Raw genomic sequence first — 8,233 nt, forward strand, 5'->3', positions numbered from 1 at the left:
AGGTCTCCCTCTCCCATGGCTGGTTAATTTCTATTCGTGAATTACTTCAATTTGGTGAGCTTTTGCGAATGCTTCCAGTCTAGTCCCCATTGCAGTTGTATCATAACGATTCATAAGTCTGGTAAAAATCCATTTCGTGCGTTTGCCTTTATGCTTAATGACAACTGCTCCACGCGAGAGGATGATTTTCTCAATATCAGAAGCTGGCAGATAGCGTTCGCGATTGAATTTTATAGTAGATAGTCTAGCATTCTCTACCTTCAAGTACGGACGTCGGAAGAACAGAAGTGCTGCTAGTAAGTAGTACAAAACGACTCCTAACCAGTTCATAAGCATACCATTACCTTTGGCTTGGTCCACTGAACCAATCATCCAAAACATAGTACCTAGCACTAATAACACTACTGGAAATGCAATGTTACGGCCTTTAAAGGTTTCGGTGTTCTTCCCAGGAGATTTAGATTTAGATGCGTAAATCGTTTCCTTCCCCTGTTTCTTTCTTTGCTTGTTGATTTGCTGCGTGTTGCGTTGAACCATTCTTTCCCAAGAACGGGCCATATGCGTTCCCCCTAGTCATCCAGAAATATCTATGAAAAGGAACAGGGTGTTAATGCTTAAGCCCCTTGTTACCTTGTTCATGCTCATCATTATCAACCAATTCAATCGTATTCAATTGTGCTCGAAAGTTATTGCGGATATTCCCCAAATAAATTTCCCGAAGCTTGGCGCGTTCCGCCGTTTCCTCTTGATTAAGGCCTACGCTCTTCTGTTTGCGTGCCAATTCGTTAATACGCGCGACCAACTCATCAATATTCAAAACTTTCCCTCCCCTTATAAATTAATTCTAACTCTGCCATGAGAAAAAGAGCTTGTCAAGGTTTACTCCCTGCAAGCTCTTCATGTCCTCTTAATATGTTCTTAGAATATTAATAAATAGGTAAAGAGAGAATATCTCCAGCATTAATCTGACTACCTTTTATGCCATTGGATTTTTTAATTCCTTCTATATATACAGCCGTCTTCATATCAGAAGGTTTATTCTCAAGAGCAATACTCCAAAGTGTATCTCCACGTTCAACCACTACGCGCTTCTCATCCTTCATTAAAGTAGTAGATCCTGCAAATACATTACCCACTACTGTAAGTCCTGATAGTACGAGCACAATGATCAATGTCAGCTTAATAACAAAATCTCTACGGAACAAACGCATCAAGCCTTCAAGCAAAAACTCTGTGATTTCTTTAATCTGAGCTGAATAACGGGTAATAGGATTATGTCCTAAAGATTCAACCACTGGGGCTTTATCGTAGATGCTACGGTATGTACTGTATTTTAACATGAATATCATCCTCCAAACACTTGTTCTCACTTCCAAAATCATAATAACACGAACATGTGTTTTGTTCAATACTATTTTAGAACAATTGTTCTCTTTTTTTCAGAGGTCAATATTTACCATATTATTCATCTAAGAACCTGCTCTTACCATTTAGATGAAGGAAATGTAATCAATACAAGACTACCATTTATTAACTCTATCGAATTAATATTTATAATAGTTAGAACTTATGTTTGTGCGAACGGTAGTTCTATGTTATAATTTTCCCAAACATTACTATATGGGGTTGATTCCAATGTCAAAGATTTCAAGTCGCCAGCTGGCGATCCTGGAATTTATACGTAGCGAAGTCCGCAGCAAGGGTTATCCTCCTTCCGTCCGGGAGATTGGAGAAGCTGTTGGTCTTGCTTCCAGCTCCACAGTTCACGGTCATTTGGATCGGCTAGAGAAGAAGGGACTTATCCGTCGAGATCCAACGAAGCCTCGTGCGATAGAATTGCTTGGCCAAGAGGATTCTGAGAATGTGCACCATTTCGCACAAACCGTCGCTCGAATTCCTGTCGTAGGTAAGGTTACCGCCGGGGTTCCTATCACTGCTACTGAGAATATTGAAGACTACTTTCCCCTTCCAACACACTATGTTGGAGATAACAAAGTATTTATGTTATCGGTTCAAGGTGACAGTATGGTCGAAGCTGGGATTATGAATGGCGACTATGTTATTGTTCGTCAACAACAAACGGCTGATAACGGAGATATCGTTGTAGCTATGACCGAAGAAGATGAAGCAACCGTTAAGACTTTTTATAAAGAACGTGATCATATACGTCTTCAGCCGGAGAATCCGGCGTACGAGCCTCTTCGCCTTAATCGCGTGACCATTCTCGGCAGAGTTATCGGATTATTTCGAGATATCCACTAAGTATGCACTCCTACCAAAAAGGCTGTTCCGCGAATGCGGAGCAGCCTTTTTTTCTATGCATTTAGCTTAACTCCCATCCGGAACATATGTTCCCGTAGGCTAAAATGACCATTTTTAAGAATAACCGTTTAGGCATCCTGCTCATATCTTAATTAGAAAGGAGTGTGCACAATGCCAAATTACCGGATTATAGTTGATCTGACGCAGCGTATGCTTTATCTTCTTGATAACGACATTGTGATCAGGGGCTTCCCAGTCGGAATCGGTAAAATGTTAACTCAATCACCACTCGGTGAATTCACAATCATTAATAAACAACCCGATCCAGGCGGTCCATTTGGGGTCTTTTGGATGGGACTATCTAAGCCTCACTATGGGATACATGGAAATAATGATCCCTCATCCATAGGGCACGAAGTATCCCATGGTTGTATTCGTATGTACAATGAGGATGTGTTAGCACTAGCTGCGATTGTTCCAATTGGAACACTAGTAACGATCAGAAATTAAATCTATCCATAGATAAACACGCCTCACTCTTTGCTTAACGGAGGGGGCGTGTTTGTATTTATGTATTTTTGATGACCTAATAGGAATTATGTGGTTATATGTCGAATAATGTTAACAGGATTTCAAATTGAAAGGAAGTGTTTCGTTTTGAACAACTCAAAAATTAGAACCCTCGTCGATTTTAAAGTCGATGCACTTGTTAAACTCTCTGGCTTATTGTTAAATAACGATCAAGCTAGTGGAAAAAAAGTAAATCTACTCACCTCATTTGGCAGTATTCAAGGGACCATCTCCCCTTCTACCTCCAATAAAGAGGATGTTTTTGACTTAAAATCTCTAATGGATGATGTCATTGTAGATGAATACATATCTTATTTAGGTGCGGAACATCCCGATAAAAATTTCAGTTATAACTTTGTAGTCCTTAATGATGTTTCTGTTAGACCCTATGCTAGCTATGAATCTCCGATCGAATACAAACAGCTAATTGTTTATACCGATCAAATCACAGCCTTCAATTTCTTATGATTTAGACATATTTATTTTAAAAAGCTCTCAACAAAGCACTCAGCAGTTGCCCCAATTTTGCATTTAGCTTGCAAAATCGGCAGAACTCTGGGTGCTTTCTCTTTTTCTAATCAGTAGTCGTTTCCTAAATTCCCACGATTTTCGATTATAACAGATACTAGTAGAGAGGATTCAAGCATATCTTTCAATAAGCAATAAACCTTGCTCTACTGAGATCATTGGAGGTGTGGTTAGATGCTGATTTTTTTGATGTACATGTTTGGCATTTTAGGGGTAGTCTTAATGCTAAGTGCCGGTATTCTAGAATTGAAAAAACTATCTACTTCTTCTGAACTGTCTAAGCTCTTAAACGCAATCTCCTCTTTTAACATCATATTCACCAAAACATTCATTCCCCCCAATCAATCTCACTTGATCGCGCTTAACGAATCTTATAAAAAAATAGCTATAGGCACCAGCGATCCGAAAACAAGAAAAAAGGCTATAGCAAAGCTATACTCCTTCGAAAATGTATTGGGTTCAGAGATTGTCGTTAACGCACTAACCCTTTCAAAGGTATCTAAAAGACAACAAAACAGTAAAACAACTGCTTCAAGTGCGGATATTAATGTGCTTAATAGCGCTGACGAAGAGGCTGATGTTATCGAGGAACTTACGCTTAAAATATACATGAATAGCAATGAAATACCTATGTATAGCATTTCCTTCTTGCCAGGCTTATTGCCCATTCAACAATCCGACAATCAGTACAAAGAAGCTTACTCCCAGGTACAGCAATTGCATGCGTTCTTTAGGTCGATCGTATCCGAATAAACACACCTCTTTCGCCCCTTATTACTTCACTTTACTTTTCCAAATTAGAAATTTTGAAAATCTTAAGGAATGACAAAAAACGGTCCTTTTGGGAGGCCCGTTTTTGCTGCAGCCAACATTTATTTTAAAACTGCACACTAAATCCGTTAAACTGATGAATACCCGTACCATGAGCGACAAGATCTCGTTCACGTAATTCACGAACTGCCTTCATAACCTCTTGCAAAATAGCTGGATCTAGACCCAACGTATTATGAGAACCGAATACTTGAGATACGTTTGGAATTTGCGCAATCTTTTCTAAAGAAGCCACTAAATCTGCCGGGCTAGTAGAGGGATAAAAAGCATAAATTGGCGTAACATCATACAACAAATCTCCTGTAAACAGATACCTGTTGGCATGATCAAAGATGCTAATATGACCTGGTGAATGACCCGGTGAGTGGTAAATTTCTAATCTACGCCCGCCTAAATCAAGCACATCTCCCTCTCGCAATAGAGCAGTTGGTTTCCCTTGAAAAGGCGTATACGTATTAGGATCAAACGTCTCAGGAACAGGTAGAGTAATATCTCGGCTCATATCTTTTCTGATCTGGGCAAGGGACAAACCTCGTATTCCATTAATTAGCCAATCCTCATCCTCTTTATGAACATAGATCGTCTCAAATTGTCCATGACTGCCTATATGGTCTGCATGCACATGCGTAGTGATGACAGCGATAGGTAACTCCGTTAACTGATCCGTTATTCTTTTTATATTATCGATGCCTAATCCCGTATCAATCAACACCGCTTTCCCTTCCCCTAACAGCAAAAAAGAGTGTACCTTTTCCCAATGTCCATATTCACTGATTGCATAAGTAAGTGGATCAATTTTCGTGACTGTGAACCATCGATCTTGAATCAAGTATGAACCTCCATTCCGTTCCATTTCTCCCTTACCTGCTCTTCACCTTTATAATAGTCTGCTTGTTGATCTGCCTGATAAATTTCTTGATAGGGGAGAATGTTAATTTTACCTGAGTCCGGATATTCGCAAACATCTATGCCCTGGTTCGTTCGGAGATCAAGATACTTGCAAGGTGCATCCGTATGATTATAAAGTTGATGCGCTCCTTCAGGTCCCATTTCAAAAAATAGCACATCACCTTCAGAAACCTCAGTAAAACCCTCGGGAGTTCTTAACATCGCTTTTCCCGTCAAAATCACAAATATTTCTTCCGCGTTTCTATGAAAATGATAAGGAAAGGAATACTTATCTGGATCAAGCGATCTTATGTCGAAGACAAGATGTTTAGAATTAGCGATCTCAGCTAACCTCTCACTCGTATGCCAAGCAAACTCAGGGATCGGTGATAACTTTTGCTTAAACGAAACTGTATTTTCATTAAAAATCTTCGCCAAATATAACACCCCTCATCCTTTATGCCGTTCTTTCAATATAATCGGTTTGGTACTTTATGTAAATAATGATTATTAGGTTTAACAATGAAAAAGCCCCGCCAGCTTTGGCGAGACTCTTATATGTGAGATATCCTATTTATTTTGAAGAACGATTTTGATTTCTCCATCTGAACTAAAACTTAAAACCGTAAAATCAGTATTGATTTCAAGTTCTTTCCAATCCTTAGGAAGCTGGTAAGCTAGTTTGCCACGAATTTTCTTTCCCGCAGCTAAAGCGCCGTCCATTGTTCCTATTTGACTATCCAAAGTATGAGCCATGAGATCTTCATTTATAGAGAAGCTGTCTTGATACGCATTGAACATTAGCATGGAGCTTACCATATAATCTTTACTGGAAATATTCTCAAGTATAATTCCGATTTCTACAAACTCATTACCCTCTGATGGTTTTACATAATCGTTTCCCTTAGGCTTATCAAGAGATTCAACTGTAAGCTTAAAATTCTTAGTTGTGATGGTTTGTCCAACTTCAGTTATCATCGTTTCTTTTGGCTCTTCAGTAGGCTTGCTGGTAGGCTTTTCCGTTTCGACCGGTTTCTCTGTTGCTGCAGTATCATCTACCTTTGCCACTGTTGGTTCTGATTTTGATACTGTAGGTTCACTATCATTCCCCTGTGATCCAATCACCCCTATTACAACAAAAACAATAATAAGCCAAAACCACCATTTTTAAAAAAAAGGTTTCTTTGTTTTCAATATTCTACTTCCTCTCAGATAATATCCATTTCCAACTTTTGCTAGGAAAATATACCCATATTATCCTATGAAAGATATACCTTTGCAAGAAAAATATAAAATAATGTCAGATGATAAGAATAATTGTGACTGTTATATTAAATTCCATTTTACTAGAACTATAAATATAAAATACCTCAACGGCAAAGACATCAAGGGTCTAAAGGTTCTTGTAAAAAGTCATGTATTGCACTCTTTACCACGCTTGAACTTGAGTGAAGTAAAGATCACAAGAAATATAAGAGTCCAGCTATAACCAAGGAGAGAATCCCTCCTAAAGCAGTCCAATTCGCTACTTTGTTTTTAATTTTACGGTCTTCTTTGGATTCCGAATAAAAATTCCCTCTTTGCTGAGTACCTGTCGTAAATCCTCCAACACATATACCAGAGATCACAAAAAAAGCCAGTCCTATATATATGAATATGCGCATATTAGTGCTCCTCCCAGGAAAGTATTGTATATCTATATATAAGATATTCTAACATTATTCTCCACTACTAATCGGAAAAGTTAAAATGATGTATGGGTATTCTCCTTTTCCATTCGATGGCATGAAGCCGACTCACATACTCATCCCTGACCCGTTTCGTATTGGTGCACAACAAAAGACCATACCCGATTGAGTATGGTGATAGGATCTATTCTAGACTTAAGGCATTAAGAGGATCGACCCATCCTATTACGATTCCGTTGTCAAAATTAACAATAGATGAACCAAAAAACCATGTGTCTCCATCATTGATTATAGAGCTTGGTGTTCCCATAGACTTTTTAACTGTTTCTTTAGTATCACCGAGTCCAAACTTTGTGATTCCAATTGAGCTAATTGATGCTTCCTTACTACTGGCTATGAATTCTGATGCAGATTCTGTCCCTCTGTCTCTATTCCTTACTGCATCAAACACTGATGTTCCATCTTCATATGTTGGATTTGGTTCGCTTGCAGTTTCAGTAATCAACTGCTTTCTCCCATGATCTAATTCTGCCTGTACACTTTCTATAACACTTTCTTTGATTTGTTCATTCTGTGAATTTATCGCTTCTAATATTTCATTCTTATAGCTTTCAAACTCACTTAATTTTGCATCTATATTGCCAACAGTGGACCAAGAGTCGCTAAAAAGTATCTTTGTTTCCCCTGTTATTCGATTGATCAATACCGGAAATTTTTGATCGAGTTTATCATACTTATATATTCCAGGGTAGATGAAAATTCCAAAGGCTACAATACATATTATAATAAATACGTACTTAAATATTTGCTGAATCTTAGGTTTCCACATTAATGAATTCCCCTTATGTATCCACATCGGTTGCGGTATTTACTATATCATCTGTAATCTAAACATTTCCTAACAATAACTGTAATCCGGACGATATTTGATTTGCAATCCTAAACCAAATATTGTAATTATAAAAAAGAAGAGAAAGACGCCGTGAGGAAAGGCAGGGTACGATTAAAGCTGTGGACGTCATCATCACTTTATTCACAGCCATTATAAACATCGTCCTCGTGTTCATCTAACTGAACCCGAAAATCAAACCCAACAAAGGGTTTTGAACGAAGGGAAAATGAGAATCCCAAGCGTCTTTTACTTCGATTATAACAGAGGTATATTTAAAAGGAGCAATGAAGCATGACTAGGAAAACTATATACTACCATTGTATATTCAGCGTTTGGCATTAGCGTTAACCCCTTGCTGCTTACCATCATTAAACTTGTAAAGGTGGCCTTTTGCCTGCTCATAGCATAAACATTTGCGAAGTTCTATGGACATCATAACTAAATCCCCCACAGAAAAAAACCTCAACGCCAAAGGGAGGCCATTGAAAAAGTTTCCACTAATTTGAGACCTACATCTAAGGAGTCAGTTATAACTACGGAGAACATTTGGACTTCCGGCCGCTGTTGTCGTAAG

At 38.4% G+C, this 8,233-nt stretch carries 12 protein-coding genes; 4 read left to right on the forward strand and 8 right to left on the reverse strand.

Annotation, left to right across the window (positions count from 1 at the left end):
- Positions 1 to 30: 30 nt before the first annotated feature.
- The 3 genes from CA600_RS22115 to CA600_RS22125 form a co-directional block, all read right to left on the reverse strand.
- Positions 31 to 558, reverse strand: coding sequence for a hypothetical protein (locus CA600_RS22115; RefSeq protein ID WP_094872968.1), 528 nt, complete (start codon positions 556 to 558; stop codon positions 31 to 33).
- Between the two features lie 49 nt (positions 559 to 607).
- Entirely contained in the window at positions 608 to 817 is a 210-nt protein-coding gene (locus CA600_RS22120) for a DUF896 domain-containing protein (protein WP_042128334.1), read from the reverse strand.
- A 109-nt stretch (positions 818 to 926) separates the two neighbouring features.
- The gene (locus CA600_RS22125; RefSeq protein ID WP_179281700.1) at positions 927 to 1,340 is read right to left on the reverse strand and encodes a LysM peptidoglycan-binding domain-containing protein; all 414 of its coding nucleotides are present in this window, start codon (positions 1,338 to 1,340) and stop codon (positions 927 to 929) included.
- Between the two features lie 295 nt (positions 1,341 to 1,635).
- Between CA600_RS22125 and lexA the strand changes: the two genes are divergently transcribed.
- The 4 genes from lexA (at position 1,636) to CA600_RS22145 (ending at position 4,113) form a co-directional block, all read left to right on the forward strand.
- The gene (gene lexA / locus CA600_RS22130) at positions 1,636 to 2,262 is read left to right on the forward strand and encodes a transcriptional repressor LexA (RefSeq protein WP_042188849.1); all 627 of its coding nucleotides are present in this window, start codon (positions 1,636 to 1,638) and stop codon (positions 2,260 to 2,262) included.
- A 171-nt stretch (positions 2,263 to 2,433) separates the two neighbouring features.
- Positions 2,434 to 2,772 carry a L,D-transpeptidase gene (locus CA600_RS22135; RefSeq protein ID WP_094872971.1) on the forward strand — a complete coding sequence of 113 codons (339 nt, stop codon included), beginning with the start codon at positions 2,434 to 2,436 and terminating at the stop codon, positions 2,770 to 2,772.
- A gap of 147 nt (positions 2,773 to 2,919) precedes the next feature.
- A complete protein-coding gene (locus CA600_RS22140; protein ID WP_094872972.1) occupies positions 2,920 to 3,300 on the forward strand; it encodes a hypothetical protein in 381 nt (126 codons plus the stop codon).
- 234 nt (positions 3,301 to 3,534) lie between these two features.
- Complete coding sequence (locus CA600_RS22145) at positions 3,535 to 4,113, forward strand: hypothetical protein (protein ID WP_094872974.1); 579 nt, start codon at positions 3,535 to 3,537, stop codon at positions 4,111 to 4,113.
- Between the two features lie 124 nt (positions 4,114 to 4,237).
- Here CA600_RS22145 and CA600_RS22150 read toward each other — a convergent pair whose 3' ends face one another.
- The 5 genes from CA600_RS22150 to CA600_RS22170 all read right to left on the reverse strand — a co-directional run bounded on the left by CA600_RS22150 (position 4,238) and on the right by CA600_RS22170 (position 7,596).
- Positions 4,238 to 5,020 (reverse strand): MBL fold metallo-hydrolase, encoded by a 783-nt coding sequence (locus CA600_RS22150; RefSeq protein ID WP_373455902.1) that lies wholly within the window; start codon positions 5,018 to 5,020, stop codon positions 4,238 to 4,240.
- Entirely contained in the window at positions 5,017 to 5,517 is a 501-nt protein-coding gene (locus CA600_RS22155) for a cupin domain-containing protein (RefSeq protein WP_179281701.1), read from the reverse strand. Before CA600_RS22155 ends, CA600_RS22150 begins: the two co-directional genes overlap by 4 nt.
- 132 nt (positions 5,518 to 5,649) lie before the next feature.
- Complete coding sequence (locus CA600_RS22160) at positions 5,650 to 6,147, reverse strand: DUF4352 domain-containing protein (protein WP_143812181.1); 498 nt, start codon at positions 6,145 to 6,147, stop codon at positions 5,650 to 5,652.
- Positions 6,148 to 6,539: 392 nt separating this feature from the next.
- On the reverse strand, positions 6,540 to 6,743 hold the full coding sequence (locus CA600_RS22165; RefSeq protein ID WP_094872980.1) for a DUF5316 family protein: 204 nt from the start codon (positions 6,741 to 6,743) through the stop codon (positions 6,540 to 6,542).
- Positions 6,744 to 6,951: 208 nt separating this feature from the next.
- Positions 6,952 to 7,596 (reverse strand): hypothetical protein, encoded by a 645-nt coding sequence (locus tag CA600_RS22170; RefSeq protein ID WP_094872982.1) that lies wholly within the window; start codon positions 7,594 to 7,596, stop codon positions 6,952 to 6,954.
- Positions 7,597 to 8,233 lie beyond the last annotated feature (637 nt).

The organism is Paenibacillus sp. VTT E-133280, assembly GCF_002264385.1.
Classification (GTDB): domain Bacteria; phylum Bacillota; class Bacilli; order Paenibacillales; family Paenibacillaceae; genus Paenibacillus_AQ; species Paenibacillus_AQ nitricinens.

What these genes read in the sequence shown, in the direction of transcription:
- CA600_RS22115 (WP_094872968.1), bottom strand. Translation starts at nt 558, where the DNA reads ATGGCCCGTTCTTGGGAAAGAATGGTTCAACGCAACACGCAGCAAATC.
- CA600_RS22125 (WP_179281700.1), bottom strand. Translation starts at nt 1,340, where the DNA reads ATGTTAAAATACAGTACATACCGTAGCATCTACGATAAAGCCCCAGTG.
- lexA (WP_042188849.1), top strand. Translation starts at nt 1,636, where the DNA reads ATGTCAAAGATTTCAAGTCGCCAGCTGGCGATCCTGGAATTTATACGT.
- CA600_RS22135 (WP_094872971.1), top strand. Translation starts at nt 2,434, where the DNA reads ATGCCAAATTACCGGATTATAGTTGATCTGACGCAGCGTATGCTTTAT.
- CA600_RS22145 (WP_094872974.1), top strand. Translation starts at nt 3,535, where the DNA reads ATGCTGATTTTTTTGATGTACATGTTTGGCATTTTAGGGGTAGTCTTA.
- CA600_RS22165 (WP_094872980.1), bottom strand. Translation starts at nt 6,743, where the DNA reads ATGCGCATATTCATATATATAGGACTGGCTTTTTTTGTGATCTCTGGT.
- CA600_RS22170 (WP_094872982.1), bottom strand. Translation starts at nt 7,596, where the DNA reads ATGTGGAAACCTAAGATTCAGCAAATATTTAAGTACGTATTTATTATA.